28 protein-coding genes and 1 pseudogene are annotated in these 25,126 nt (G+C 64.9%); 11 read left to right on the forward strand and 18 right to left on the reverse strand.

Features of this window, described 5'->3' with window-relative positions; all coding sequences use genetic code 11:
- Positions 1–18: 18 nt before the first annotated feature.
- A complete protein-coding gene (locus ACGFK1_RS12710; RefSeq protein ID WP_393428927.1) occupies positions 19–345 on the forward strand; it encodes a DUF732 domain-containing protein in 327 nt (108 codons plus the stop codon).
- 46 nt (positions 346–391) lie between these two features.
- Positions 392–1,273, forward strand: a complete 882-nt coding sequence (locus ACGFK1_RS12715; RefSeq protein ID WP_393428930.1) for an NAD(P)-dependent oxidoreductase — start codon at positions 392–394, stop codon at positions 1,271–1,273.
- Here the strand turns inward: ACGFK1_RS12715 and ACGFK1_RS12720 are convergent, their stop codons facing one another.
- The 5 genes and pseudogenes from ACGFK1_RS12720 to ACGFK1_RS12740 form a co-directional block, all read right to left on the reverse strand.
- The gene (locus ACGFK1_RS12720; RefSeq protein WP_393428933.1) at positions 1,274–1,699 is read right to left on the reverse strand and encodes a hypothetical protein; all 426 of its coding nucleotides are present in this window, start codon (positions 1,697–1,699) and stop codon (positions 1,274–1,276) included.
- A gap of 292 nt (positions 1,700–1,991) precedes the next feature.
- Positions 1,992–2,358: pseudogene (locus ACGFK1_RS12725) on the reverse strand (HNH endonuclease signature motif containing protein); the annotation flags it as partial.
- Between the two features lie 43 nt (positions 2,359–2,401).
- Positions 2,402–2,587, reverse strand: coding sequence for a hypothetical protein (locus ACGFK1_RS12730; protein ID WP_393428936.1), 186 nt, complete (start codon positions 2,585–2,587; stop codon positions 2,402–2,404).
- Positions 2,588–2,681: 94 nt separating this feature from the next.
- A complete protein-coding gene (locus tag ACGFK1_RS12735) occupies positions 2,682–3,518 on the reverse strand; it encodes an SDR family oxidoreductase (protein ID WP_393428939.1) in 837 nt (278 codons plus the stop codon).
- Positions 3,519–3,563: 45 nt separating this feature from the next.
- Positions 3,564–4,499: an enoyl-CoA hydratase gene (locus ACGFK1_RS12740; RefSeq protein WP_393428942.1), complete on the reverse strand. Its 936-nt coding sequence runs from the start codon at positions 4,497–4,499 to the stop codon at positions 3,564–3,566.
- Between the two features lie 247 nt (positions 4,500–4,746).
- Here ACGFK1_RS12740 and ACGFK1_RS12745 point away from each other — a divergent pair, with 247 nt between their 5' ends.
- The 6 genes from ACGFK1_RS12745 to ACGFK1_RS12770 all read left to right on the forward strand — a co-directional run bounded on the left by ACGFK1_RS12745 (position 4,747) and on the right by ACGFK1_RS12770 (position 8,777).
- Positions 4,747–5,094: an intersectin-EH binding protein Ibp1 gene (locus tag ACGFK1_RS12745; protein WP_393430074.1), complete on the forward strand. Its 348-nt coding sequence runs from the start codon at positions 4,747–4,749 to the stop codon at positions 5,092–5,094.
- A gap of 158 nt (positions 5,095–5,252) precedes the next feature.
- Positions 5,253–5,615: an intersectin-EH binding protein Ibp1 gene (locus tag ACGFK1_RS12750; protein WP_393428945.1), complete on the forward strand. Its 363-nt coding sequence runs from the start codon at positions 5,253–5,255 to the stop codon at positions 5,613–5,615.
- Between the two features lie 119 nt (positions 5,616–5,734).
- Entirely contained in the window at positions 5,735–6,088 is a 354-nt protein-coding gene (locus tag ACGFK1_RS12755) for an intersectin-EH binding protein Ibp1 (protein ID WP_393428947.1), read from the forward strand.
- 46 nt (positions 6,089–6,134) lie between these two features.
- A complete protein-coding gene (locus ACGFK1_RS12760; RefSeq protein WP_101951790.1) occupies positions 6,135–6,299 on the forward strand; it encodes a hypothetical protein in 165 nt (54 codons plus the stop codon).
- Positions 6,300–7,763 carry a trehalose-6-phosphate synthase gene (locus ACGFK1_RS12765; RefSeq protein WP_393428951.1) on the forward strand — a complete coding sequence of 488 codons (1,464 nt, stop codon included), beginning with the start codon at positions 6,300–6,302 and terminating at the stop codon, positions 7,761–7,763.
- A gap of 42 nt (positions 7,764–7,805) precedes the next feature.
- Positions 7,806–8,777, forward strand: coding sequence for an NAD-dependent epimerase/dehydratase family protein (locus tag ACGFK1_RS12770; RefSeq protein ID WP_393428953.1), 972 nt, complete (start codon positions 7,806–7,808; stop codon positions 8,775–8,777).
- Here the strand turns inward: ACGFK1_RS12770 and ACGFK1_RS12775 are convergent.
- The 13 genes from ACGFK1_RS12775 to ACGFK1_RS12835 all read right to left on the reverse strand — a co-directional run bounded on the left by ACGFK1_RS12775 (position 8,768) and on the right by ACGFK1_RS12835 (position 21,125).
- A complete protein-coding gene (locus ACGFK1_RS12775; RefSeq protein ID WP_393428956.1) occupies positions 8,768–9,361 on the reverse strand; it encodes a helix-turn-helix domain-containing protein in 594 nt (197 codons plus the stop codon). The two genes, ACGFK1_RS12770 and ACGFK1_RS12775, sit on opposite strands and share 10 nt — an antisense overlap.
- Before the next feature lie 4 nt (positions 9,362–9,365).
- The gene (locus ACGFK1_RS12780; protein ID WP_393428959.1) at positions 9,366–9,860 is read right to left on the reverse strand and encodes a mammalian cell entry protein; all 495 of its coding nucleotides are present in this window, start codon (positions 9,858–9,860) and stop codon (positions 9,366–9,368) included.
- Positions 9,860–10,549, reverse strand: coding sequence for a mammalian cell entry protein (locus ACGFK1_RS12785; protein ID WP_393428962.1), 690 nt, complete (start codon positions 10,547–10,549; stop codon positions 9,860–9,862). The genes ACGFK1_RS12780 and ACGFK1_RS12785 overlap by 1 nt, the downstream gene beginning before the upstream one ends.
- A complete protein-coding gene (locus ACGFK1_RS12790; protein WP_393428965.1) occupies positions 10,549–12,228 on the reverse strand; it encodes an MCE family protein in 1,680 nt (559 codons plus the stop codon). The genes ACGFK1_RS12785 and ACGFK1_RS12790 overlap by 1 nt, the downstream gene beginning before the upstream one ends.
- Positions 12,228–13,397, reverse strand: a complete 1,170-nt coding sequence (locus tag ACGFK1_RS12795; RefSeq protein ID WP_393428967.1) for an MCE family protein — start codon at positions 13,395–13,397, stop codon at positions 12,228–12,230. The genes ACGFK1_RS12790 and ACGFK1_RS12795 overlap by 1 nt, the downstream gene beginning before the upstream one ends.
- The gene (locus ACGFK1_RS12800; protein WP_393428969.1) at positions 13,394–14,803 is read right to left on the reverse strand and encodes an MCE family protein; all 1,410 of its coding nucleotides are present in this window, start codon (positions 14,801–14,803) and stop codon (positions 13,394–13,396) included. The genes ACGFK1_RS12795 and ACGFK1_RS12800 overlap by 4 nt, the downstream gene beginning before the upstream one ends.
- Positions 14,800–15,858, reverse strand: a complete 1,059-nt coding sequence (locus ACGFK1_RS12805) for a virulence factor Mce family protein (protein WP_393428972.1) — start codon at positions 15,856–15,858, stop codon at positions 14,800–14,802. The genes ACGFK1_RS12800 and ACGFK1_RS12805 overlap by 4 nt, the downstream gene beginning before the upstream one ends.
- A complete protein-coding gene (locus tag ACGFK1_RS12810; RefSeq protein ID WP_393428975.1) occupies positions 15,851–16,885 on the reverse strand; it encodes an MCE family protein in 1,035 nt (344 codons plus the stop codon). The genes ACGFK1_RS12805 and ACGFK1_RS12810 overlap by 8 nt, the downstream gene beginning before the upstream one ends.
- Positions 16,885–18,084, reverse strand: coding sequence for an MCE family protein (locus ACGFK1_RS12815; protein WP_393428978.1), 1,200 nt, complete (start codon positions 18,082–18,084; stop codon positions 16,885–16,887). The genes ACGFK1_RS12810 and ACGFK1_RS12815 overlap by 1 nt, the downstream gene beginning before the upstream one ends.
- 9 nt (positions 18,085–18,093) lie before the next feature.
- A complete protein-coding gene (locus tag ACGFK1_RS12820) occupies positions 18,094–18,936 on the reverse strand; it encodes an MlaE family ABC transporter permease (protein ID WP_393428981.1) in 843 nt (280 codons plus the stop codon).
- A gap of 25 nt (positions 18,937–18,961) precedes the next feature.
- Positions 18,962–19,726: an MlaE family ABC transporter permease gene (locus tag ACGFK1_RS12825; RefSeq protein ID WP_393428984.1), complete on the reverse strand. Its 765-nt coding sequence runs from the start codon at positions 19,724–19,726 to the stop codon at positions 18,962–18,964.
- Positions 19,727–19,987: 261 nt separating this feature from the next.
- Positions 19,988–20,920, reverse strand: a complete 933-nt coding sequence (locus ACGFK1_RS12830; protein ID WP_393428987.1) for a 3-oxoacyl-ACP reductase — start codon at positions 20,918–20,920, stop codon at positions 19,988–19,990.
- 13 nt (positions 20,921–20,933) lie between these two features.
- Positions 20,934–21,125, reverse strand: coding sequence for a ferredoxin (locus ACGFK1_RS12835; RefSeq protein WP_393428990.1), 192 nt, complete (start codon positions 21,123–21,125; stop codon positions 20,934–20,936).
- A gap of 162 nt (positions 21,126–21,287) precedes the next feature.
- On the opposite strand from ACGFK1_RS12835, the gene ACGFK1_RS12840 reads away from it, so the two are divergent.
- The 3 genes from ACGFK1_RS12840 to fadD17 are packed head-to-tail and all read left to right on the forward strand — an operon-like array spanning position 21,288 to position 25,082.
- Positions 21,288–22,472, forward strand: coding sequence for an acyl-CoA dehydrogenase family protein (locus ACGFK1_RS12840; RefSeq protein ID WP_393430077.1), 1,185 nt, complete (start codon positions 21,288–21,290; stop codon positions 22,470–22,472).
- An 8-nt stretch (positions 22,473–22,480) separates the two neighbouring features.
- Entirely contained in the window at positions 22,481–23,572 is a 1,092-nt protein-coding gene (locus tag ACGFK1_RS12845; RefSeq protein ID WP_393428993.1) for an acyl-CoA dehydrogenase family protein, read from the forward strand.
- A gap of 4 nt (positions 23,573–23,576) precedes the next feature.
- The gene (gene fadD17 / locus ACGFK1_RS12850) at positions 23,577–25,082 is read left to right on the forward strand and encodes a long-chain-fatty-acid--CoA ligase FadD17 (protein WP_393428996.1); all 1,506 of its coding nucleotides are present in this window, start codon (positions 23,577–23,579) and stop codon (positions 25,080–25,082) included.
- The last annotated feature ends 44 nt before the right edge of the window (positions 25,083–25,126 follow it).

Below are 25,126 nucleotides of genomic sequence, written 5' to 3' on the forward strand. Positions count from 1 at the left end.
ACATTACTGGGGAGACAGATGAGAACGAAGCACCTGCTGGCGGTGATCGCGGTCGTGATTGGCACAGCCACGGCGCTCGCGGCGCCGGCCTCCGCCGACGATCAGTTGGACCAGGCGTTCCTCAAGGGCCTGCAGCAGAAGGGCGTCTCGGTCAGTTCGCCGGACCAGGCGCTGAGTTTGGCGCATTCGACGTGCGACATCCTCGAGCACGGCGGCACCGTCAACGACGCCCTGAGCATGCTGTCGAAGAAGACCAAGTGGTCGATCCAGAAGTCCGCGGACTTCGGCGGCCTGGCGGTCTACGCGTACTGCAAGGACAAACTGCCCTCAGGTACCGGCCACTGACCCCGCCGCTCAGCGGCGGCCAGGAATAACCGGCATCGTGGAGCCCATGAAAATTGGGTTCATCGGACTGGGAAACATGGGCGCGGGCATGGCGGCGAATCTGCTGAAGGCCGGCCACGAGGTGACTGCGTACAACCGGTCACAGAGCAAGGTGGCGGCATTGGCCGAGCAGGGAGCGAAGCCCGCCAAGTCAATCGCGGAGGCGTGCGACGGTGACGTCGTGTTCACGATGCTGGCCAACGACGAGGCGGTCTCGGCGGTCACCTTCGGTGATGGCGGAATTGTGGCGACGCTGCGTCCGGGTGCCGCGCACGTGTCGTCGAGCACGATCAGCGTCGAGCTCTCGGAGCGGTTGACGACCGCGCACGCCGAGGCCGGCCAGGAATTCGTGGCGGCACCGGTGTTCGGACGGCCCGAGGCCGCAGCTGCAGCAAAGCTTTTCGTGGCCGCGGCTGGGTCTGACGCTGCCTTGCAGCAGGTTTCGTCGTTGTTTGATGCGGTCGGCCAACGGACATTCGTCGTTTCGGACGAGCCGAAGACTGCCAACCTGGTGAAACTGAGCGGAAACTTCCTGATTGCAGCGGTCATTGAATCGCTCAGCGAGGCAATGGCTTTGGTCGCCAAAGCCGGCGTGGACAAGAATGACTACCTCGAGATGCTCACCTCAACGCTCTTCGGCGCGCCGGTGTACAAGACGTACGGCGGACTCATCGCGCGGGAAGAATTTACGCCCGCAGGCTTCGCCGCGGAGCTCGGCGCGAAGGATGTGCGCTTGGTGCTCGCCGCGGGCGAGGCATTGCAGGCGCCGCTGCCGATCGCCAGCCTGCTGCGGGATCGGTTTCTGGCGCTGCTGGCCAACGGCGGCGCGGACCTGGACTGGTCGGCGCTCGCCAAGGTGGCGGCGTGGGAGGCAGGCGAGAAGCGCTAGCTAGATGTGCCCTGCGCCGCCCATTGCCATGCCACCCGGGTGCACGCCGATGCCGGGATGCATGGCGCCGATGTCAGGATGCATCGCGTCCAAGCCCGGGTGAATGCCCGTGCCGACGCCCATTCCCCCGGTCATACCGCCGAAGGGACCCATTGGCGGAGGTGGCGGTGGCGGCGGTGGCGGCGCCGGGTCATACGGTCCGCCCTGACAGATGCCCTGGCCCGGATTGATCGCGCAACCGATGCTCGAGGGCGAGGTGGGCACACCCCACGGACCGCCCATGCACACCGCGTCCGTCGGGTCCGTCATACATGCAGGGTCGTCTGGGCCGGTGGGTTGATCGTCGGCGTTCGCCGGCACGACCGCAAGCGCCATGGCCAACGCGATGAGTGCTATGCCTACCGCGGTTCTCGTCGCCCAACTCATGCAGAAATGGTCGCACGCCGGCTCTACGCGTGACCGCAAAATGCCTATGACGCAGGCAGTTTCGACGCGGACGTCAAAACGGTGGGTGAAAGCCCATGGCGCAGTAGAGGTCTTCGCAGTGCCCAGCTTGGAGCGACAATGTCGCTGCCGACGACTTTGTCGCTGCGGCCGACTTTGTCGCTGCAAGCTGGGCACATCAACATGCGCGTTGAGGTCGCCGACGCAGTCGCTGCGTGCTAGCGGTCTCGTGAACGAGCTGCGCTGCCCACGAACGTGTTTCGGTTACGGCCTGTTAGTCAGCGCCTGGCAGTTCGGGCTCGTAGTGGTCGTACCACCACCAGTCGGCGCGTTCCCCGATCGGCCCGGTCCATGGCGCGACATCTGGTGGGGGTCCGGTGGGTGGACGGGCCAGTGAGGCGGAGGTCTGTGGGTGGCCGTCGCTGTCGGTGACGATGAGCTGATCGGCGGGGCCGGTGAGGGTGATGCCCGCCGCGGTGGTGCATGCGGTGGTGATATGGACACAGCAGCACCAGGTTGTCCAACTCGGTGCGCCCGCCGTCTTCCCAATGAATGAGGTGATGGGCGTGCAAACCCCGCGTCGCGCTACACCCGGGCACCGCGCAGGTGCGGTGGCGATGCTCCAACGCCCGCCGCGACCGTGCTGTGCGCGGTGCCCGTCGACAACCCCAGCCGCCAGCCCATCTACGCCGCCAAAGACCGGGCCCGGGTCACACCCCACAACTGGTCACGGTCGATCTGCGCGGCGATCTGCACGATGCGCCCGCCGATGGCGTTGCGCTGCCCCGCCAACTCCGCCAACTCGGCGAACAACACCTCAAGACGATCACTGGTACTGCTCACCACCGACGGCGCCGCGGTCGAAGACATGACCCCATCCTCACCACCCGGTCAGACACGACGCCCGATTCACCTTGCACACTCAAACAACCTGTGATGAACACGCGATTGGGGACAACTGTCGCTAGTCGGAGACGACTCCGCGCAAGCCGTCGGCGCCGAAGAGTGGTTCGAGCATCGAGGAGTAATCCGGACCGCGACGCACCAGGACACCGCCGTCGACATTGATCACCTGGCCGGTGATATAGCTCGAGGCGTCGCTGAGCAGAAACACCGCCGCATTGGCGATGTCCTCGACCTCGCCCGGCCGCGGCAACGGTGTGATGGTCGCGTAGTCAGCGCTCAGTTCGGGCGAATCAAGAACGGGGGCAACGAGTTCGGTGCGAATTAGACCGGGCCGGATGCAGTTGACGCGCACCCAGGACGCACCGAGTTCGTCAGCGGCCAATTGCATCAGATGGTCGATGCCCGCCTTCGAGACTCCGTACGCGCCAAACCACCGATGCGTATTGCTCGCCGCGATCGACGAGATGCCAATGAACGATCCGCCACCGCCGCGAACCATCTCACGCGCGGAATGCTTGAGCACGTACATGGTGCCGTTGATGTTCAGGTCGACCGTGCGCCGCCACGCTTCGGAGTCGATCTGGGTGATCGGGCCGATGGTCTCGCTGCCACCTGCGCAGTGCACGACGCCCCACAGCCGGCCGGTCCACGCAGTGGCCGCCTCCACGACACGCGCCACCTCGTCCTCGTTGGTGACATCCGCGGGCTCGTACAGCACCGAGCCCTCGCCGCCAAGGGCAGAGATTTCATCGGCCGCGGCCGACAGCTTGTCGGCATTGCGCCCGACCAGCATCGCGTTGCCGCCGGCGGCCACCACGGCGGCGGCCGTGCCCTTGCCGATCCCGCTACCACCGCCGGTGACCAGCACCGTTCGCTTCGCCAATGACAGCTGCACCGCTGCGCCCTCCACCAGGTTCCTAGAACAGGTTCTAGTTATACGTTATGGCTCGTCGCGGCGGGCGAGCTTGGGGGCGCCCAGCGTGCGCCAATCCGGCACGTCCGGCGGCAAGCCGACGGGATAGCGATTTTCATTGGCCGCCGCCCAGTGGGCATGGCCGAGTTCGTGGATGTGGAATGCGTGCCGCAACGCCTCGGTGAAGCCCATGGCATCGGCCGCCGCGTTGACGGAATCCTTCACCAGCAGCGCCGCCATGGTCGGCCGTTCGGCGATCCGTCTCGCGAACTCGAGCGTCTTGTCCTCGAGATCCGCGCGACCGAACACCTTGGACACCATGCCGAGCCGGTAGGCCTCCTCGGCATCGATCGAATCTCCGGTGAGCAGAAGCTCTTTGGCCTTACGCGGGCCGAACTCCCAAGGGTGCGCGTAATACTCGACACCGGGCATGCCCATTCGCACGGCGACTACGTCACTGAACTTGGCATCGTCGGCGGCGACGATCAGATCGCAAGCCCAGATCAGCATCAGCGCAGCGGAAATCGCGTTGCCCTGGACCTGCGCGATGGTGATCTTGCGCAGGTCGCGCCAGCGCCGGGTGTTCTCGAAGAAGTAGTGCCATTCCTGCAGATACGTCTTCTCTGCGACTGCCGACCGAGTCGCGCCATTGACCTGGAACGTGGGGTGCTGTCCCGGACCCGGCTTGCGCTCGGCCAACGCTTCCTCCGAGCCCAGATCATGTCCCGCCGAGAAGTTCTTGCCGCGGGCGGCCAAGATCACCACCCGCACCTCGTCGTCGGCTTCGGCGCGGCCGAAGGCCTCGTCGAGCTGTACCAACAGCGTTCGCGACTGGGCGTTCTGGGCTTCGGGCCGGTTCAGCCAGATCCGCGCGATGCGGCCTTCATCAAGGGTCTCGTACGTCACCTGCTGCGGCGTCCCGCCGCCCGCCGGGACGCCACTGGTCAGGTCGGGGCTTGCCACAGCGCACCACCTCGTTCGCTTGAGAGACCTTTGACGGACTGCACATTACGGTGCCGGAACAAGCGGCAGCGAAGCAGTGCCACAGTCATTTGACAGCAACCTCCCAGAATTGGGACCGGCGCACCGATTTCATTGACGTTGGCGCGGCGTTTCCCGGGTAGTCAGCGTAATCTCTCCGCTAGCAGATCCCCTCTGCCGCCACAACTTCGGGCGACAAACGAACAGCAAAACTACAGAAAGCGTGATGATGGCGACCTTGAAGCTTCCAGCACGACGACTGCTCCTCGCCGGTGGATTTGCGGTCGCGATTGCGGCCGCTCCAGCGGCCGCTTTGGTCGTCGCACCCATTCATTCGGCACCCACCATTGCGGCATGTCCCGGTGGTGAATCCGAGGACACCTTCACCGGTGAATGCACACCGGATCTGGTGCCCAATTCGCCCGAGGTCGGCCAGACCTCGCCCGGCGGGCTGCCTGAGGTGAACAACATTCCGTGCACCGGAGCCAATTCCGGCCAATGCATCGGCCTGTCGGAGGAAGAGCAGGCCGCGGGCCCACAGCCGGTGCCGCACTCGACGATCAGCTCGAGCCCGTAACCAATTCGAGAAAAGGCCGGGGCGCAATACGGCGTCCCGGCCTTTTCATGTGCGCCCCAGACAGATTCCCAGCGAACACCGAGAATCTCTGCAGATACCAATAAGCATTCGTAGAATCCACTCAGCGAGTTGGCCACCGACAAGAGAAGGCAGCGCACATGACGACAGACCTGACGCCCACCCGACGCCTGCTCCTTACCGGCGGCTTCGCTGTCGCGATAGCCGTCACCCCGGCCGTCGTAGCAATCGCACACCCCACGCAGACAACAGATTTGAAGCCGGTTGCCGCCTGTTCGGACGGTGAGGAGGAGGACGTCTTCACCGCTTCGTGCACCCCGTTCCTTGTGCCGAATTCGCCGGAGGGTTTCACCTCGACGGCGGCCAATCCCGACATCCCCGAGATCGCAGGAGTGCCCTGCCTTGGCGGGCGTAGTTCGGGCGCCTGCATCGGCCTGGCCGAGGACGAGGCGGCGGCGGGACCGCAGCCAGTGCCGCGCTCGACCATCGAAGCCAGCCCATAACGGCGGCCGATTTGCAAGCCCCGGGTCGCCACTCGCAGGGAACTCGTAGAACTTGTGCAGATTTCTGCCAGCTTCCTTAGAATCCCGACGAGATGGTCAATAACTACAGAAGGCGTGACATGGCGACCCTTGAGCTATCAGTACGACGATTGATTCTTGCCGGCGGCTTTGCGGTTGCGGTCGCCGCTGCGCCTGCAATCGCCGTCGTCACCGTTGGAAGCGCCTCGGCGGCGCCGGTTGCCCAGTGCCCCGCCGGCGAAGAAGAAGACCTCTACACCGGCGCCTGCGTGCCCCACACCGTGCCGAACTCCGGCGCGGCGTTCAGCAGCATCCCGGGTAATCCCTCGCTGCCCGCCGTCGACGGCATTCCGTGCACCGGCCACAACTCGGGCCAGTGCATCGGACTCGCTGAGGAATCGGAGGCAATGGGGCCGCAACCGGAGCCGCGTTCGACCGTCAGTTCGAGCCCGTAGCGGACGGCATCGGCCCCGCGACGAACGGGTCGGTAAGGTTGTGACCATGCCTGCGAAATCTGACCCCGCTGAGATCGGCGACGTCGAGCCTCTTGCCGACAGCACTGCACGCCAGGCCAGGCGCGTCGTCGCTGCATACGCCAATGACGCCGACGAGTGCCGGATCTTCCTCTCCATGCTCGGCATTGGACCGGCAAAGCTCGAGGTGTAAGTGACTTCGGGGCGCAGCCAAGGGCACGGCCCCGGGGACGCGGACTTCGTGGTGGTGGCCAATCGGCTGCCCATCGACATGGAGCGCCTGCCGGACGGCAGCACCACGTGGAAGCGGAGCCCCGGCGGTCTGGTGACCGCCCTGGAACCGCTGCTCCGTCAGCGGCGAGGCGCGTGGATCGGTTGGCCCGGCATCCCCGACGTGGACGCGGATCCGATCGAGCAGGACGACATGTACCTGTGCCCGGTCCGGTTGTCCGCCGAGGACGTCGCCGAGTACTACGAGGGCTTCTCCAACGCCACGCTGTGGCCGCTGTATCACGACGTCATCGTCAAGCCGATCTATCACCGCGAATGGTGGGACGCCTACGTTGCGGTCAACCGCCGGTTCGCGGAAGCCACCGCGAAGGTGGCAGCAGAGGGCGCGACGGTGTGGGTGCAGGATTATCAGCTGCAGCTGGTGCCCAAGATGCTGCGGACGCTGCGGCCCGATCTCACCATCGGCTTCTTCCTGCACATCCCGTTCCCACCGGTCGAGCTGTTCATGCAGATGCCGTGGCGGACCGAGATCACCGAGGGTCTGCTCGGTGCCGACCTCGTCGGGTTCCATCTGCCGGGTGGGGCGCAGAACTTCATGATTCTGGCCCGTCGGCTGGTGGGTGCGAACACGTCGCGTGGATCGGTCGGCGTGCGGTCCAAATTCGGTGAGGTCAACGTCGGCTTCCGCACCGTCAAGGTGGGCGCCTTCCCGATCTCGATCGACTCCACCGCTTTGGACCAGCAGGCGCGCACGCGCGCGATCCGGCAACGGGCCAGGGCCATCCGCAACGAACTGGGCAATCCGCGCAAGATCCTGTTGGGCGTCGACCGCCTGGACTACACCAAGGGCATCGACGTACGTCTGCGGGCCTTTTCGGAGTTGCTGGCCGAAGGTCGCGCCAAGCGCGACGACACGGTTCTGGTGCAACTCGCGACACCAAGCCGAGAGCGCGTCGAAAGCTATATCGAGATGCGCGAGGACATCGAACGTCAGGTCGGGCACATCAACGGCGAGTACGGCGAGATCGGCCACCCGCTCGTGCATTACATTCATCGGCCGGTTCCGCGCGAGGAATTGATCGCGTTCTTTGTGGCCGCCGACGTCATGCTGGTCACGCCGCTGCGCGACGGCATGAATCTGGTGGCCAAGGAATACGTGGCGTGCCGCAGCGACCTTGGCGGCGCGTTGGTGCTCAGCGAATTCACCGGCGCCGCTGCAGAATTACGCCAGGCGTATTTGGCCAACCCGCATCACCTCGAGGGCGTCAAGGACGCCATCGAAGCGGCCCTGACTCAGACGCCCGAAGAAGGCAGGCGGCGAATGCGGGCCTTGCGCAGGCAAGTGCTCGTGCACGATGTCGACCGCTGGGCTCGGTCGTTCCTGGACGCACTGGCCTCAACAGAGGACGACGCCGCCTCGGAGTAGACTCCGCAAATTTCGATACCAGTGGCCCGCTAATATGCCTGCATGCGGATTGCCATCACCGGCGGCACGGGCTACGTCGGTGCCCATTCGACGAAGGCCCTGCTGACTGCCGGGCACACGGTTCGGCTTCTGCTCAATCCGAGCCCTGCCGACGAAGCGGCGGCACACCACCTCGCCCGATTGGGTGACGTGGAACTCGTGCGGGGCGACATCCGCGATCGTCGTTGTGTCGACACCCTGTTGAAGGGTTGCGATGCGTTGCTGCACGGCGCAGGGGTGGTCGGCACTGACGAGCGCCGGGAGAAGTTAATGTGGGAGATCAACGCATACGCCACTGAGGCGGTGCTGCAGCAGGCGGTCCACAACGGTCTGGACCCCGTCGTTTCCATCAGCAGTTACAGCGCGTTGTTCCCGGCTCCCGACGGCATCATCGGCCCGAACACCCCGACGGCGGTTGGCCGTAGCGCATATGCCAAGACCAAGGCATACGCCGACGCGGCCGCAAGGCGACTGCAACGCGACGGCGCGCCGGTCGTCGTCACGTATCCCTCCAGCGTGGTCGGGCCGCCCTTCAACACCGCACCGGGAGTCACCGAACGAGGGTGGGCACCAATCACCCGATGGGCGGTGGCGCCGCGTCTGAGCGGCGGCATGCAGATGATCGATGTGCGCGATGTCGCCGAAGTGCATGCTCGCGCGATGGTCAAGGGCCGGGGTCCACGTCGCTATGTCTGTGGCGGTGTGATGATCACCTTCAACGAAATGATCGACACACTCGAGCTGGGGTTGGGCCGGCGAATCCGGCGAATCCCCGTTGGCCCGAACGCTTTTCTGGCTCTGGGTCGTGTGGCCGACGCGGTCGGCGGCGTGATACCACTGGGAGACGGCTTCAGCCTCGAGGCGGCCATGTTGCTCACTGCCGCGACCCCGACCGACGACTCCATCACCTTGGAAGAGCTCGAGATGACGTGGCGGTCACCGCAACAAGCGATCATGGCGTCCGTTCAGCGTTGAGTGCCTGCGACGGAAGTCAACATGGACTCGACCCGGTGCAATATCTCTGCTGAATCGTCGTCGTCGGCAACAGTTGTCAGGAACAGTGCCGCGCCCGCTGCCATCGCGAGCAGCGCACGCGCCTCGAGTTCGGCATCCGCGGCTTCTGTCTCGGTCGCCTCGGAGTCCACCGCGAACAGCCGCACCGCCGGTCCGGTGAAATCCGCCCACATCTGGCGCCGAAGTTGACCGTTTTCCTTGAGCGCTCGCATCAACCCCGGGACGGCCGCCTTCATATCCGGCCTGCTGAACAGTTCCGAACTGCCTCGGACCACCCAGGAAATCCAGCCGTGGCGGTCAGTGCCCTCGAACGGCGACAAGTCCGGTGATGCGCCAAGGATCGCGTGCAGGACCAGTTCCGCCTTCGACTGCCACCGACGGTTCAGGCTGGAGCGGCTGACGCCGGCCCGCGCGGCGACGAGCCTGATACTCAGCCCATCCCAGCCGAGTTCGACCAGCAACTCGCGAGTGGCTGCGAGGACCCGGTCGTCGATCGACGTGTCCCGCGGCCTACCCGCATGGGCGGCGCGCTTGCGCGGCGGCATCGGATCAGATCGGCGTGATGTACTGGATGAGCCATTTGCCGCCGACCCTCTGATAATCAACGCGTAGCCGACTGCCGTCGTAGACCGGTTCCTTCGACTTATCGGTTACTGTCCGGTTCATGTACACCATTACCGACGCCGAATCACGTTCGGCGTCAAGAACTCCTACGCCGACCACGTTGGCCTGACTGACCAGCTGACGGTCCCGCGCCTGCGGGATGATGTCCCTGGTTGCGCGGTCCTGGAACTCGTGTCGATAGTCCGGCGTCAGCATTGGATACACCTCGTTGAGGCTGCGCTCGACGGTTTGGTAGTCATACCCGAATACCTTCGGGATCTGCTCAGCCGCAAGGGAACCCAGCTGGTCACGGGCCCCTTGTTCGGTCTTGAGCTCGACTCGGTGCCAATACAACCACCCGCCGACGCCCGCGGTCGCGACAAAACCGACGCCGATCAGAACCGTCACCGCGGCGAGCGATCGAGCAACCCAATTACGCATCAGTTGCCGCCGTCTGGGTACTTCAAGTCGTACGCAGTCATGTGCCCGTCGTCGTCCTCGTGCACGATCACCCGCAGCCGGTACGGCTTCGAGGGCGCGTTCACGCCATCGAGGTCGGTCACCGTCACCCGCACCGACACCAACACCTTCGCGTTCTTGGCGACCTCGTCGATGTCGCCCTCCATCGCGGCACCGTTGATGACGGCCTCAGAACTGGCGTTGGTGTCCCGGAACAACGCCTTCAGGTTGTCCACGTTGCCCGGTTGGCTCATCATGGCTCGCAACGGTCCGCTGGTGCCGTTGACGAACCGGTTCACACTCTCGTCGATGTTGTTCTGGTTGTAGCTGAACATGTTCACGACGGCCTGCGAGGCGGTGTCGACGAAGCGCTGCTGGCGGTCGGCGGCGCGCTCCATCTGCCGGTTCGAGTCAAACGTCAGCCAGGCGAAGACGCCGAGAACGGCCACGGCGACCACGACAGTGCTCAGCGCCACGACCGCCACCAAGGTGCGGTGCGGTTGTCTCCGTCGCGGCGGCGCCGGTTTGGTCATCCGCACCATGACGGGTTTCGGCGCATCAACGCTGACGCCAGAGGGCGCCGCGCCGTTCGCCGGGCCCGCTGCCCGGGACGCACGCCGCCGCCCTGGCTTCGACGCCGACGAGGCCGTCGAAACCGTGTCTTGTGTCATCACGCCTGCCTTGGAGCCAACATCAAATCAACCCAGTTCTCTGCAGGCGCCAGTTTGTCAGTACCTGCGGCGAACACGCCAGTTCCCCCTGCCGGGTCGACGAATTTACCGTTCTGGTCGTAGGTGGCCATCGCCGGCCCCGCCGCCTGAGGCGCCTCCGCGGGCAGCGGCGGCGCGCCATCGGCGGGCGGCACAGGTGCGGGTGCGGGCTCCGGCGCCGGCCTTCCGTACGGCGGCACCACCTGGTCTGGCGGCGCGTAGAACGGCAGCGGCGGCGGTGGACCGTTGTCGTTTGGCGGCACCGGCAACGGGAACGGCGCGTGCGGCGCGGGCCCGGGCCCCGGCTCAACCCCCGGCGGCAACTGCACCACAGGCGGTCCGGGATCGGGGTCAACCTGTGGCGGGATGAACGGGAACTTGTTCATCGGCAGCGTCATCCGCGGATCCTCGACCGGCGTCCCGTACGGCACCGGCGGCCCGCGCCACGGGTTGGTGCCCACCGGCACGTAGCCCTTGGGGTCGCGGCAAAGCTGAACTGTGGGCGCCCGCTTGCCGGGGAACTCCTGGCACGGATAGTTGCGCGCGCCGCGCACGACGGCTGGGTCGTTCGGCGCTGTCTTGCAGTACAAGTCGGTTGGTAGGTCGCGCAGGGTGGTGTCGGCGGGCGACCGGATCTCCGTCGGCGGGATGAATCCCGTCGAACACGGCGGCGGATCCTGCAGATGGATCTTGAAATCCAACTTGCCACCCTCGTCGGCGGGCAGGCCACCGCCTACCGTGATGAGCGCAGCCATCAAGGCGGGGAAGATCACCAGCGCCTGTTCGATCGACTTCCGGTAGATCACCCCGATCCGACCGAAATTGGCGAGGTTTGCCGCCAGCACCGGGAACGTCGGCCGAATGCCCTCGAACGTGGTGTTGGCTGCCTCGGTGGTGCCAGGCACGTTCTGCAACACCGAGCGCACCTGCGAATCGGCACCGGCCACCTCGCCGGTGAAGCGGGCCAGGCCGTCGGCCAGCGACCTGATGTCATCGCCACTTCGGATCTGCGAGTCCAGGAACGGCCCCGCCTGATCGATCAACTGGTCGACCTGCGCATAGTTGGAATTGGCTTCGTCGACCAACAGCCGCGAGGACTGAATCAGCCGCGCCAGTTCCGGCCCGGAACCGTTGAACGCCTTGAACGTTTCTCGGAGCAGATCCTGGATCCGGCTGTTGCCGAGGCTGTTGACCAGGTTGTCCGCTTCGGTCAGTAACCCGGCGATGTCCTGCCCGATTCGAGTGTGCGCCTGGTCGATCGCCGCACCGTTGCGCAGCTTTGCATGCGAGGGCTGATCGGGTGGCACCAGGTCGATGTACTGCTCACCGACCGCTGACACGCTCTTCACGGTCGCGGTCACGTTGTCGGGCACCGGGGTGGCACTGTTCAGGCGCATGTCCGCCACGACACCGTCGTTGGTCAGCCCGACTGACTCGACGCGGCCGATCGTGACACCGCGGTAGGTGACGTTCGCGTTCTGGTAAAGACCGCCGCCTGCAACGAAATTCGCCTTCACGCTGTACGAGCCGATGCCCAGTGCGGACGGCACATGCAGGTAGAAGATCGAGATCGCGCCGACGGTGAGGACTGTGACGATCGCGAAGATCGTCAGTTGCACGCGGGTGAGCCTGTCCAGCATTACGGCTTCCCTCCATGCTGGGTGGCGGTGCCCGGCGGGATCTTGAACGGATCGGCAGCCTGTCCGGAGAGGTTCGCCATCGCGCCGGTCAGGAAGTCCGGTGGATTGACCACCTCTGCGAGGTGCTTCATGTTCGGATCAAGGCCCAGCGACGTCGTGAACAGCGATTCACCGGTGCGCCGCAGCGTCAGGTCGAATGTGGTGTACACGTTCAGATAATCGCCGCGCACCGCGTTGCGCAGGTACTTGTAGTGGAACGGGAACGTCGGCAACAGCTCGAGGTCCTTGATGATGTCGTCGGCATTGTCGTTGAACGCCTTGATGACCGGGTAGAGGTCCTTCATGTCGGCTGCGAAGTCATCCTTCGTCTGCGCCAGGATGCGCGACGCTACGGTGGCGAAACTGCGAAGCGCACCGAACGCGTCGACGATGTTCGCCCGATTGTCGTTGAGGACCTTCAACGCCTCGGGCAGCGAGTCCAGCGTGCGACCGATGCTGTCCTTGCTTCGGGCCAAGATCCCCGCGAAGCGGTCGAGCCCCTCCGCGGATCTGATGATGTCGTCGGTCTGCTGCTGCAGCGAGCTGGTCAGCTCGGCGAGGCGCGGTATCAGGTCGGCGAAGGTGCCTTCGCGTCCCGCGACAGAGTTGAAAGTCTCGTCGGTGATGTCTTGCAGCGCACCGAGATTGCCCTTGTTGACCACCACGCCAAGCGACGACAGGACCTCTTCCGTCGTCGGATACCGACCTGTGCGGTCCATCGGGATATTGGCGCCGTTGGCCAGCCTTCCCGTTCCTGGCTCCCCCACCGGCGGCGCCAACTCGATGTGCTGCGACCCCAGTAACGAGGTTTGAGCGACCTTCGCGGTCGAGTTGGCAGGCAGGTTGACGTTCTGATCCAGCGACAGTTGCACCGCGGCGTAGAACGTCCCGTCCGGACGCTGGACCGCGTCGATGCCCGACACGCTGCCCACCGTGACATCGTCGACCATCACCGGCGAGTTCTGCGGCAGCGTAGCCACATCCGGCAATTCGACGGTGATCTTGTACGAGCCGCTGCCGTGACCCGCGGTGCCCGGCATGTTCAGCGAGTTCAACCCGCCGAACGAGCAGCCAGTCAACACCACGGCACTCGAGGTGATGACCCACATCTTGCGAGCCGTGCGCATCATCCGCCTGCTCCCTCCGCGGGAAGCGGCGCCCCTGGCGCCGGCGCGTCCGGGTTCGCGGGTGCGGCAGTGGCGGGCGGGGCCGCAGGGCCGCCCGCATGCGACGTCGCCGCTGCGCCCTCCGGGGCCGGGGGCACCAGAAGAGAGGTGAGATCGGCATCCGGCGGCATCTTGGGCGGGGTCACACCCGGCGCGTTCTGCCACTGCAGATACGGCACCGGCGTCTCCGCCTTCGCCTCCGTCTCTGGAGTGTCGTAGATGATCTGGCCCTTGTAGGCCGTGATGCTGTTGATCGGGTGGAACATCAGCGGCGGGTAGTTCATGGTGATGCGCTTGAACACCGGTCCCATCCGTTGTCGGCAGATGTCGGCGCGCTTGTAGTTGTCCGGCGAAGCACCGGCATCGAATGTGCCGCAGATGAATTGAACGGGGTTGGCGAAGTTCGGCAACGTCAGAAGACCACCGACGGTGCCTTGCGCCGGGTTGTAGATGTTGTAGAAGTTGGCCAACCCGTTCGGCGTTACGTGCAGGATCTGTTCGATGTCGTCACTGTGGTCGGTCAAGATCTGGGTGAACTCCGACAGCTTCGACACCTGCTTGATGAGAGCGTCGTTGTTCTCGTTGAGGAAGCCTTTGACGTCGGAGAGCGCCTGGTTCAGGGTCGCCAGAGTCTGGTCAAGACCCACTGAGCTGTCGGCGAGCACCTGTGAGACCGACGCAACATGACTGGAGAACTGGACGATCTGCTCGTTGCTGTTGGACAGCGCATTGACCAACACCTGCAGATTGCGAATCGTGCCGAACAGATCGGTGCGCGAATCGCCCAACCGGCCTGCGGTCTGCGAGAGTTCGCGCAGCGCTTGACGGAATGAGTCACCGTTGCCGTCGAATGTGTCGGCGGCCTGGTTCACGACGGTCGAGAGCGGACCCTGCAACGATCCCGGTTGAGGTCCAAGCTGACTGGAAAGGGCCGTCAGCTGCTCCTTGACCTCGTCCCACTCCACAGGCACCGCGGTCCGGTCGAGTTCGATCTGCGCGCCGTCCGCCAGCGTCGCACCGCCCGTGTACGCCGGCGTCAGCTGAATGAAGCGGGCAGACACCAGGTTCGGGGCGATGATGAGTGCCTTGGCATCGGCGGGGACCTTGACGCCGTCCTTCACCGACATGGTGATCTTGACGTCAGATGCCCTGGGCTCGATCGATTCGATCTTGCCAACGGGCACGCCGACGATCCGCACGTCGTCGCCCGGATACAGGCCGACGGCGGAGGTGAAGTAGCCGACCACCTTGTGCCCGGCGCGCGACGGCCACACCATGTACACACCAACGACCAGCAGAGCCACCAGCGCGACGGCAAGGGATACGCGCACCCAGCGGCTGCGCATCCCGTTCGAATTCGGTTGCGTCATGGCGACTTCGGCCTCACGATCAGCCGCTCGGAGATGTAACCGCGCAGCACGTCGGCCAGGCTGTCGGGCAGCTTGCCCGGCTGGAAGTAGAAGTCCATCATCGCCTCGGCGATGCTTGGCGGCGGAAGGCCGTACAGGTTGATCTGGAAGCCCGGGCCTGAACCGACCACCTCACCGAGTGCCGTGGCGTACGGCGGCAGCCGGCGCAGCGCCTCACCGATGTGTTCCTTGCGTTCAAGAAGGTTGTCCACCACCGCATTCAGGGCGTCCAACGCCGGCTTGAACTCACGCTTGTTATCGGCGACGAAGCCGGACAGCTGGCGCGAGACGTCGTCGATGCCGGCTATCAGATTGCTCAGTGCCCGGCGGCGCTCATCCAACGCGGCGAACAACATGTTGCCGTCGGTGATCAACTGGTTCACCTGGCCCGCGCGCTGAGCGAGTGTGTCGGTGACGTTCTTGGCGTGCGCGAGAAGCTGTTCGAGCGCTTCGTCGCGCTTGTTGAGCGTGCGCGACAGGTCCGCGATGCCGTCGAGCGCGCCGCGCAGCTGCGGAGTCGCATCGCGCAGGGTATCGGTGAGCGTCTGCAGCGCTTGTTCGAATTTCGGTTTGTCCAGTTCGCTGGCATTTTGACCGAGGTCCTGCAACGCGGTGTTGAGCGTGTACGGGGTCGTGGTGCGGCCCAACGGGATGACGGTGGCGCTGCCGGAGCCCTTTGGTGTGACGGCCAGCGACTTCTCGCCCAGCACGGTGTCGGTCTTGATCGCGACCAGCGACTGGTCGCCGACCTTGACATTGCGGTCGACGGTGAACGTCACTTTGGCTGCGTTTCCGGCCAATTCGATGTTACTGACCTTGCCGACCCGAATGCCCGAGACGTTGACGTCGTTACCCGGCGAGATGCCACCCGCATCGGTGAAATAAGCCTGATACGGCTTGCCCTGCGGCCAGAACGGCAGTTGGGTGTAGCCGAACGAAACCAGCACCAGGCAGCCCACCAGGGCGATGCCGAAGATTCCGGTGCGCAGCGGATTACTGCTGTCAGGCCTAGCCATTCTCCGAACACCTCCCCTTCGACGGGTCCGGCGGGCCGCCTGCCGGAATCAGGATGTCACTGCCTGCAGGCCCATTGATCTTCATCCGGACCGAGCAGTAGTAGATATTGAAGAACGAGCCATACGCGCCAAGGGCGTTGAGCCGCAAATAGTTCTCCGCCAGCGGTTCAATGACCTTGTTGACGTCAGCCTTCTTCTCGTCGACCCGCTGCGCAAACGGCCGGACGTTCTCGAGCACGCCCTGCAGTGGCCTGCGTGATTTGGTCAGCATGTCGGTGAGATCGTTCTCGGCTGACGCAAGTGGGCCGATTGCGCCTGCGATCGGATCGCGACCCTCTGCGAGGCCGGTGATCAGCTGCTGCAACTGGTCGATACTGGTGTTGAACTGTGCGCCTTTTTCGTCGATGGTGCCCAACACCGTGTTCAGATTGTTGATCACATCGCCGATGAGCTGGTCACGGGCGGCCAGGTCCGAACTGAAGGCGCTGGTGCTCGACAGCAGATTCGACAGTGCACCACCCTGCCCCTGCAGGAGTTCGATGACGGCGTTGCTGACCTCGTTGATCTTGGCGCCGTCGAGGCCCTTGAGCACCGGCCGCAGGCCGCCGAGCAGTGCGTCGAGATCCAGTGCCGGCTGGGTGTTCTGTTTTCCGATGGTGGAACCCGGGGGCAGCTTACGCAGCTCGCCAGGTCCGGATGTGATCTCCAGATACCGGTCACCGACCAGGTTTTCGTATCGGACCACGGCCCTGGTAGACGTGTACAGCTGGTAGCGCTTGTTGATGTTGAACGCGACGTCCACGGTGTTGTCCGGGTTCAGCTTCACCTCGTTGACGCTCCCGACCGGCACACCGGCGATCCGCACGTCCTGCCCCGCCTTCAGGCGCCCGGCGTCGGTGAAGGTGGCGTGATACGACTTATCCGATGCGAATCGGAACTCGCCGAACACGATGACCAGGAAGGCGGCCACCAGCAGCATCACCACCGTGAAGACGGCGACCTTGAGCAGCGTCCGGTCCGGCCGCATCAGTACTCATCCCTTTCGGCGAAGGCGCCGTTGAAGAGGAACTGAACCGTGGATGGCGCGTCGAACTGCAATTCGGTGTTCGGCTGATACGGCACGTAAGCGTTGTCGGTCACCAGGAAAGGCGTGTGATACCACGAGCCGCCATATTGCTTGGACGGCACGTTCGGAAGGCCGCGGCAGTTAGGGCCGCCGGAGGCATTCACGTAAGGAAGGCTTTCCGGATACGTGTAGGCCGGCGAGCCGGGGAGGAAGTTCGAGGCGACGAACAGGCCTGGTCTGATGCCGCCGATGATCGGAGCGAAGGTGTCGATGGCCTTCCGGACCCCTTGGAACAGGCAGCCGAACTCCGGTGAATAGTCGGCCGCCACCTTCAGCGGGGCACGCAACCGCTGGATCGCCGCGATGTAGTCGTTCTCGGCAGGCTCGAGCGTCGCGGTGCCGTTGTTGGCCAGCCCGGTGGCAGCCAAAAGGGTCGCGTTCAGGTTGTCCTTCTGGTCCACGATGGTGTTGCTGATGGTGGGCGCGTTGTCGAAGATGCGGGCCAGGTCCGGTCCCGCGTCGCCGTAGACGTTGGCGACGATGCCGGTCTTTCGAATGTCATCTTGCAACGCCGGCAACTTCGGATTGAGTTGCTGCAGATAGTAGTTCAGCCCGGAAAGGGTGGCGCCAAGATCGTCGCCGTTGCCGCGCAAGCCCTCCGCGAGTGCCGACAGCGTGGCGTTCAGGTTGATGGGGTCGACCTTGTGCAGCACGTCGGTCAGCGTCTGGAACAGCGTGTTGACTTCCAGTTGAACGTCTTTCGCCTCGACGTTGGCGCCCGGGCGTAGTTGCCCGCTCGGCTGCTCGGGCGGAAGGAACTCGACGGATTTGGCACCGAAAACCGTTGTGCCACCGATGCGGACCAGTGCATTGGCCGGAACGTAGGGCAGCTCGCTGCTCCTGATCGACAGCGTCAGTTTGGCTTGATTGCCGGCGTAATCAATGTTCTTCACCTCGCCGATCTGGATGCCGCGGTACTTCACCTTGGCGTCGCGCTCCATCACCAGGCCGGCTCGCGGCGACGTCACGGTGACGGTCTCGGTGTCGGTGAAGGCCGCGGTGTATGCCAGGTAGGTGAACACGGTGGCGGCCACCAGGATGGCGGCAAGAATCGCGGCCGCCATCCTGACGTGGCTGCGCTTGGGTTCGATGTCTGGCATCTTCGCCGCCTACCCGGAGAGATTGAAGTTGCCGGACGCGCCATAGACGGCGAGTGAGATGAACAGCGTGATGGTGACCACGACGATCAGTGAGGTGCGCACCGCCTGGCCGACGGCGATACCGACACCCACAGGGCCGCCGGAAGCGTTGTAGCCGTAGTAGGTGTGCACGAGCATCACGGCGATCGCCATCACGATTGCTTGCAGGAAAGACCAGAGCAGATCGGTGGGTACCAGGAACGTGTTGAAGTAGTGGTCGTAGAGGCCCGCGGACTGATTGTTGATGAACACCGTGGTGAACCTGGCGGCGAAGAAAGCGGCCAGCACCGACAGCGAGTACAACGGGATGATCGCGATCATGCCCGCCATCAATCGGGTGGAGACCAGGTACGACACCGAGTGCACGGCCATCGATTCGACGGCATCGATCTCCTCGGCCACCCGCATCGCGCCCAGTTGCGCCGTGGTGCCTGCCCCGATGGTGGCGGCCAGCGCGATGCCCGCGATGACCGGCGCGACGATGCGCACGTTCAGGAAGGCCGAAAGGAAGCCGGTCAGCGCCTCGATGCCGATGTTGCCCAGCGAGGAGTAACCCTGTACGGCGATCACGCCGCCGGAAGCCAGGGTCAGGAAGGCGGCCACACCGACCGTGCCGCCGATCATCACCAACGCGCCCGTGCCCATGGTCATCTCGGCGATGTTGCGGATCGTCTCCCTGCGGTAGCGCGTCAGCGCGTTGGGGATGTAGCGGATCGTCTCGCCGTAGAACAACGCCTGCTCACCGATCGAGTCGACGGCCTTCGGCACACCACGGAATGCACGGCGGAAGCGGACAGTGAGGTCGTAGCTCATGCGAGGCCCCACTTCGTGCAGGCGTTCATCGCACCAACACCCGGACGCCGATCGCCGTCATGATCACGTTGATCACGAACAGGCAGATGAAGGCGTAGACCACGGTCTCGTTGACCGCCGTCCCCACGCCCTTGGGGCCGCCCTGCACTGTCAGCCCGCGGTAACAGCCGACCAGTCCGGCGACCACGCCGAACAGCAAAGCCTTGAACTCGGCGAGCACCAACTCGCCGAGGCCGGTCAGCACGGTGAGGCCGTTGATGAACGCACCGGGGTTGACCCCTTGCAGAAACACAGAGAAGACGTAGCCGCCAGCCAGACCGATCAGGCAGACAAGGCCGTTGAGGAGCAGCGCGACGAACGTCGACGCCAGCACGCGCGGGACCACCAGGCGCTGGATCGGATCGATGCCGAGCACACGCATCGCGTCGATCTCTTCGCGGATGGTGCGGGCGCCGAGGTCCGCGCAGATCGCGGTGGCGCCGGCGCCGGCCACGACGAGCACGGTCACCACCGGCCCCAGCTGAGTGATGGTGCCGAAGGCCGTGCCCGCCCCGGACAGGTCGGCGGCGCCGATCTCACGAAGCAGGATGTTGAGCGTGAAGGCCACCAGCACGGTGAACGGGATCGCGACGAGCAGCGTCGGGATGAGCGACACCCTGGCGATCATCCAGGTCTGTTCGAGGAATTCCCGAAATTGAAATGGCCGGCGGAAGATTTTGACGAAGGTGTCCAAAGACATTTCGACGAACCCGCCCACGGCTCGAGCCGGTGCCGCAAGCTGGTCGATCAACCTCGGCTCCGTTCTCGGTGTGGCGGGTTTCGAACGTGCGCCACGGCGAAGAGTTTCTGACCCCTCGGCGCGACGGTTCTCCCACCCATAAGTTAAGCGTGGCTCTCAGTGAGCCGGATCATACTAACTAGAACACGTTCGCAGTGTCAAAGAACGGTAAATCTAGTCCTATTTGTGACCTTTGCGCAGGTCACAGCCACTGTGACGAGGATCATTCTGGAACACGTTCTAGTTCGCTCACGGGACAACGAACAAAGAACGTCAGTCTTCCTGGGACATCAGTGCCGTTGCCGAGAAATTACGCGCAATATCGCGTCCAGCAAAGTAATTCTGGAGCGTTGTCGACAGTTCCGCCGGGTCCCATGCATCGGATTCCGCACTGAACCGATGCTCGGCCGTCGGCGCCGCAACAAGGGTCACCGTCGGACCATAGACGATGAACAGTTGCCCGTTGACGTCGCGCGCTGCAGGCGATGCCAGGAATCGCACCAGGTTGACGACGTGCTCAGGGGAAAGCGGGTCGATCTGCCCCTCGCCCAGTTCCGGCGCATCACCGAAGACGTCGGCGGTCATCGCCGTGCGTGCGCGGGGGGCGATCGCGTTCGCCCGCACCCCATAGCGCTCCAGCGCGCGGGCCGCGGACAGCGTCAGCGCGGTGATTCCGGCCTTCGCCGCACCGTAATTGGCCTGCCCGACCGGGCCTGCCAGCCCCGCCTCTGACGACGTGTTGATGATTCGGCCGTACACCTGACCCTCTTGGCTGCCTCCGCCCTCTTTGGCCTTGGCGCGCCAATACGTGGCGGCGTTGCGGGTCAGCAGGAAGTGGCCGCGCAGGTGTACGGCCATCACCGTGTCCCAGTCCTCGTCGGACATGTTGAACAGCATCCGGTCGCGAGTGATGCCCGCGTTGTTGACGACGATGCCGAGGCCGCCCAATCCGTCCGCGGTCTGCACCAACTCATCGGCGGTGGACCGCTCGCTGATGTCGCCGGCGACGGCGACCGCCTTGGCGCCCGCGGACGTGATCTCGTCGATGACGTCGGAGCGGTCCAGCGCACCTGCGATGTCGTTGACGACGACCGTCGCGCCCGCGCGGGCAAGTCCGATGGCTTCCGCGCGGCCAAGCCCCGCGGCCGCGCCGGTGACCACCGCGACCAGTCCGGAGAGATCGGTCGCGTCGTTCGGAACATTCACTTTATGAATACCTCTAGTCTCTGCGGGTCAGGGCAGCTCGCGGGCACTCGGCGATCGCCTGCTCCGCCACGTCCTCCTGGTCGGCCGGCACCGGGTCGGCCTTCACGACGGCGTAATCATCGTCATCGAGTTCGAACAGGTCGGGGGCGATTCCGACGCAAACGGCATTGCCCTCACAGCGGTCGCGGTCCACGTCCACTCGCATGACAGTCTCCTTTCGGGGCCACAGGGCCCCTGCTGCTTTATGCGCCAGTGTGGCACCAACCTGGACCCCAAGACTAGAACGTGTTACAACCGGGGGTGAACGCGGGCCACACGACGGGTTCGTTATACCCCAGCAACACCCACGAAGTGATAGGACATGGCGATGCGGATCGGCTACACACCGGAGCAGGAGGAGTTGCGCCGCGAACTGCGGTCCTACTTCGCCAACCTGATGACGCCTGAGCGTGCCGAGGCGCTGACCGCGGGCGACGCAGGCGAAATGGGCCGCGGCAACGTCTATCGCGAAACGGTTGCGCAGATGGGTAAGGACGGTTGGCTCACGCTGAACTGGCCCAAGGAGTACGGCGGCCAAGAGCGCACACCGATGGACAGCCTGATCTTCAACGACGAAGCGGCCATCGCGAACGTTCCGGTGCCGTTCCTGACCATCAACAGCGTCGCCCCGACGATCATGCATTTCGGCAGCGAGGAGCAGAAGACGTTCTTTTTGCCCAAGATCGCCGCGGGCGAACTGCACTTCTCGATCGGTTACTCCGAACCGGGCGCCGGCACCGACCTCGCCGCGCTGCGCACCACCGCCGTGCGCGACGGCGACGATTACGTCATCAACGGCCAGAAGATGTGGACCAGCCTGATCGCCTACGCCGACTACGTGTGGCTGGCCGTGCGCACCAACCCAGAGGCCAAGAAGCACCGCGGCATCTCGATGCTCATCGTGCCGACCAGCGCCGAAGGCTTCTCATGGACGCCAGTGCACACCATGGCCGGTGTCGACACCAGCGCCACTTATTACCAGGACGTCCGGGTGCCGACCAGCAACCTCGTCGGCGAGGAGAACGCCGGCTGGAAACTGGTCACCAATCAGCTCAACCATGAACGCGTCGCGCTGGTGTCGGCACAACCGATCTTCCTGGCGCTCAACGGCGTTCGCGAGTGGGCCCAGAACACCAAGGACGTCCACGGCAACCGGGTCATCGACTCCGAGTGGGTGCAACTGAACCTGGCCCGGGTGCACGCGAAGGCCGAGGTGCTCAAGCTGATCAACTGGGAACTCGCGTCGTCCGACGCGGCCGCGCCGTCACCCGCGGACGCGTCGGCGGCCAAGGTGTACGGCACCGAACTCGCCACCGAGGCGTACCGGCTGCTGATGGAGGTGCTTGGCACGGCGGGCACGCTGCGCACCGACTCCCCCGGCGCACTGCTTCGCGGGCGCGTCGAGCGCATGCATCGCAGCTGCCTGATCCTCACGTTCGGCGGCGGTACGAACGAAATTCAGCGTGACATCATCGGGATGGTGGCACTTGGACTGCCCCGGGTCAATCGGTAAGGAATACCATGGATTTCAAGACGACGGAAGCAGCTGACGATCTCGGCGGGCTGGCCCGTACCATCACCGATTCGATCTGCACCAATGAACACCAGCGCGAGCTGGACAAGCTCGACCAACGCTTCGACCGCGACCTGTGGCGCAAGCTGATCGCGGCCGACATTCTGTCGGCCGCCGCGCCAGAGTCGTTGGGCGGTGGAGGTTTCGGCGTACTCGAGCAGGTCGCGGTGCTCGCAGCGCTTGGTCGTCAGCTGGCGGCGGTGCCGTACCTGGAGTCGGTGGTGCTTGGCGCCGGCGCGCTGGCGAAGTTCGGTCCCGACGCCCTGCAGCACGAGTGGGCAACGCACGCGGTCGGTGGCGACAAAATCATTGCTGTCGCGCTCGACGGCGAGATGGGCGAGGGTCCGGTGCAGGCGGCAGCGAGTGGCTCAGGCTTCAAGTTGACCGGCACACGCACCCAGGTCGCCTTCGGACCCGTCGCCGACGCTTTTCTGGTGCCGGCTGAAACCGAAACAGGTACAAAGGTTTTCCTGGTCGCCAAGGACGACGCCGGCATCACAGTGACGAGCCTGGACACCACTGGCCTCGGCAGCGTCGGCCACCTCGACCTTCAGGGCGTGGAGACCGATCGGGTCGTCGGCGGCGGGGAGGTCGTCGGGTGGCTGACGACTCGCGGTGCGCTGGGCCGCAGCGCCTATCAGCTCGGGGTGCTCGACCGGGCGCTGGAACTGACTGCGTCCTATGCCCGCGAGCGTGAACAGTTCGACCGGCCGATCGGCAGCTTTCAAGCGGTCTCGTCACGGCTGGCCGATGACTACATCGCGATCAAAGCGCTGCGCCTGACCGTCACCCAGGCGGCGTGGCGGTTGTCCGAGGACCTGCCCGCCGATGTCGACGTCAGTACCGCGGCGTTCTGGGCGGCCGAGGCCGGTCACCGCGTCGCGCACACCACTGTGCACGTGCACGGCGGCGTCGGCATCGACCTCGACCACCCCGTCCACCGGTATTTCCTGGCTGCCAAGCAGACCGAGTTCGCGGTCGGCAGCGCCACCGGCCAACTGCTGCGCATCGGCCGCGAGTTGGCCGATACCCCAGCTTGATCCGGTGACTGAGGCCCTGCCGACCGTCACCGGACTGCTGGCCCCGCTCGCCGAGGTCGACGACCGGGGCGTCCTGTTCGAGGAGTCGTTCACCAGTTGGCGTGACCACATCAAGCAGGGCACCACAATCGCTGCCGCACTGCGAGCCCGGCTGGACCAGGACGGCCCGCCGCACGTCGGTGTTCTGCTGCAGAACACGCCGTTCTTCTCCGCGGTGCTCGTCGCGGCGGCCCTGACCGGTATCGTGCCGGTGGGTTTGAACCCGGTGCGGCGCGGCGCGGCTTTGGCCCGCGACGTAACGCATGCCGATTGCCAAGTGGTGCTTGCCGATTCGGCGTCCGGCCGCGGCCTGGACATCGATTACATCGATGTCGACTCGCGGGAGTGGGCTGACGAGGTCGCTGCCTTCGTTCACAGCCCGGTAGAGCCGTACAACGCGCAGCCCGACGACTTGTTCATGCTCATCTACACATCGGGCACCAGCGGGGAGCCCAAGGCCGTTAAGTGCAGCCAGGGCAAGGTCGCGGTCGCGGGCACAACGATGACGCAGCGCTTCTCGCTCGGGCCCGACGACGTCTGTTATGTGTCGATGCCGTTGTTCCATTCCAACGCGGTGCTGGTCGGCTGGTCAGTGGCGATCGCCTGCAGGGGCTCACTTGCGTTGCGGCGCAAGTTCTCCGCATCGCAGTTCATCCCTGACGTGCGTCGCTACGGCGCGACATACGCGAACTACGTCGGCAAGCCACTGTCCTACGTGCTGGCCACTGCCGAGCGTCCTGACGATGCGGACAATCCGCTGCGGGCCGTGTACGGCAACGAGGGCGCACCCGCTGACGTGGAGCGGTTCGCCCAGCGATTCGACACCGTGGTGATGGACGGGTTCGGCTCGACGGAGGGCGGTATCGCGATCGGCCGCACACCTGACACACCGCCGGGCGCGCTCGGCCCGCTGCCGCCGGGCACCGAGATCATCGACGTGAACACCGGAGAGCCGTGCCCTGTCGGCGTGACCGGCGAACTGGTGAACATTTCGGACGCGGGGCGTTTCGAGGGCTACTACAACGATCCCGATGCCGAGGCCGAGCGGATGCGTGGCGGCATGTATCACAGCGGCGACCTCGCCTACCGCGATGAGAACGGCTACGCATACTTCGCGGGCAGGCTCGGCGATTGGATGAGGGTGGACGGCGAGAACTTGGGCGCCGCCCCGATCGAGCGGGTGCTGCTGCGCCATCCCGATGTGGTCGAGGTGGCGGTGTACGGCGTGCCCGCCTCGGATATCGGCGATCAGGTGATGGCCGCGGTGGTTCTCACGGAGGGCACGGAGTTCGACGCCGACAAGTTCAGGGCTTTCCTCGCCGAGCAGCCCGATCTGGGGCCCAAGCAATGGCCGTCGTTGGTTCGTGTTGGCACGGAGTTGCCGCGCACCGAGACGTTCAAGGTGATCAAACGGCAGCTACAAGCAGAGGGCGCGGATTGCACCGATCCGGTGTATCCGATACCGCGCTGACGCGGGATTGGCAGCGCGCCGCAGCGGCGGTCGCTCTCCCGATC

Source organism: Mycobacterium sp. NPDC048908, assembly GCF_043197955.1.
GTDB lineage: Bacteria > Actinomycetota > Actinomycetes > Mycobacteriales > Mycobacteriaceae > Mycobacterium.

Coding starts and splice junctions, on each gene's coding strand:
- ACGFK1_RS12710 (WP_393428927.1), top strand. CDS start 19: ATGAGAACGAAGCACCTGCTGGCGGTGATCGCGGTCGTGATTGGCACA.
- ACGFK1_RS12715 (WP_393428930.1), top strand. CDS start 392: ATGAAAATTGGGTTCATCGGACTGGGAAACATGGGCGCGGGCATGGCG.
- ACGFK1_RS12720 (WP_393428933.1), bottom strand. CDS start 1,699: ATGAGTTGGGCGACGAGAACCGCGGTAGGCATAGCACTCATCGCGTTG.
- ACGFK1_RS12730 (WP_393428936.1), bottom strand. CDS start 2,587: ATGTCTTCGACCGCGGCGCCGTCGGTGGTGAGCAGTACCAGTGATCGT.
- ACGFK1_RS12745 (WP_393430074.1), top strand. CDS start 4,747: ATGGCGACCTTGAAGCTTCCAGCACGACGACTGCTCCTCGCCGGTGGA.
- ACGFK1_RS12750 (WP_393428945.1), top strand. CDS start 5,253: ATGACGACAGACCTGACGCCCACCCGACGCCTGCTCCTTACCGGCGGC.
- ACGFK1_RS12755 (WP_393428947.1), top strand. CDS start 5,735: ATGGCGACCCTTGAGCTATCAGTACGACGATTGATTCTTGCCGGCGGC.
- ACGFK1_RS12760 (WP_101951790.1), top strand. CDS start 6,135: ATGCCTGCGAAATCTGACCCCGCTGAGATCGGCGACGTCGAGCCTCTT.
- ACGFK1_RS12770 (WP_393428953.1), top strand. CDS start 7,806: ATGCGGATTGCCATCACCGGCGGCACGGGCTACGTCGGTGCCCATTCG.
- ACGFK1_RS12775 (WP_393428956.1), bottom strand. CDS start 9,361: ATGCCGCCGCGCAAGCGCGCCGCCCATGCGGGTAGGCCGCGGGACACG.
- ACGFK1_RS12780 (WP_393428959.1), bottom strand. CDS start 9,860: ATGCGTAATTGGGTTGCTCGATCGCTCGCCGCGGTGACGGTTCTGATC.
- ACGFK1_RS12785 (WP_393428962.1), bottom strand. CDS start 10,549: ATGACACAAGACACGGTTTCGACGGCCTCGTCGGCGTCGAAGCCAGGG.
- ACGFK1_RS12790 (WP_393428965.1), bottom strand. CDS start 12,228: ATGCTGGACAGGCTCACCCGCGTGCAACTGACGATCTTCGCGATCGTC.
- ACGFK1_RS12795 (WP_393428967.1), bottom strand. CDS start 13,397: ATGATGCGCACGGCTCGCAAGATGTGGGTCATCACCTCGAGTGCCGTG.
- ACGFK1_RS12800 (WP_393428969.1), bottom strand. CDS start 14,803: ATGACGCAACCGAATTCGAACGGGATGCGCAGCCGCTGGGTGCGCGTA.
- ACGFK1_RS12805 (WP_393428972.1), bottom strand. CDS start 15,858: ATGGCTAGGCCTGACAGCAGTAATCCGCTGCGCACCGGAATCTTCGGC.
- ACGFK1_RS12810 (WP_393428975.1), bottom strand. CDS start 16,885: ATGCGGCCGGACCGGACGCTGCTCAAGGTCGCCGTCTTCACGGTGGTG.
- ACGFK1_RS12815 (WP_393428978.1), bottom strand. CDS start 18,084: ATGCCAGACATCGAACCCAAGCGCAGCCACGTCAGGATGGCGGCCGCG.
- ACGFK1_RS12820 (WP_393428981.1), bottom strand. CDS start 18,936: ATGAGCTACGACCTCACTGTCCGCTTCCGCCGTGCATTCCGTGGTGTG.
- ACGFK1_RS12835 (WP_393428990.1), bottom strand. CDS start 21,125: ATGCGAGTGGACGTGGACCGCGACCGCTGTGAGGGCAATGCCGTTTGC.
- ACGFK1_RS12840 (WP_393430077.1), top strand. CDS start 21,288: ATGCGGATCGGCTACACACCGGAGCAGGAGGAGTTGCGCCGCGAACTG.
- ACGFK1_RS12845 (WP_393428993.1), top strand. CDS start 22,481: ATGGATTTCAAGACGACGGAAGCAGCTGACGATCTCGGCGGGCTGGCC.